The sequence below is a fragment of the Lactobacillus sp. C449L genome, from assembly GCF_059900815.1.
In genome coordinates this window covers 1-427 of the sequence record NZ_JBWXGA010000331.1, presented here as the reverse complement: position 1 = coordinate 427, position 427 = coordinate 1, and the positions used below count along the sequence as shown (strand labels likewise).

The 427-nt window shown below is 66.5% G+C and carries 1 protein-coding gene; it reads left to right on the top strand.

The genetic code is table 11. From position 1 onward, the window contains the following. Positions 1–264: hypothetical protein (locus AC2JF9_RS09620; RefSeq protein WP_500727338.1), on the top strand; the 264-nt coding region annotated here is incomplete at its 5' end. Positions 265–427 lie beyond the last annotated feature (163 nt).

Here is a 427-nt window from a genome sequence, read left to right as displayed (position 1 = left end):
GAAATCGACGCCGCCGCGCCCGGCCGGACACTGACGCCCTCTCCCTATGCGGAGGCCGTGCTCTGGATCATGGCGCTGATGGGTGTCGGGGCCCTGGCCCTTCTGCTGGCCGCGGGCCTGGCCGGCGCCTGGCTGCTGGGCGTTGCGCTCGCCTCGCGCCTGGTCTTCGTCGTCATCCTGGGCGCCGCTGTGCTTCCCTGGCTGCCCGCCCGCAAGAAGCCGCAAAGCCGGACGCTCTCGCCAGATGAACACGAATTAAGCTAGCATCGGAGCCGATCGGGGCCACATTTCGTTCAGCCGTTCCACCTGGGAGACTGAATTGAGCGAAACCGAAACCGCCGTCGTGACCACCGAAGACCGGACCGTGCCGGCCATCACCTATGGCCTCTACCTTCTCGGCTTGGTCGGTCTGATCACGATCCCGATC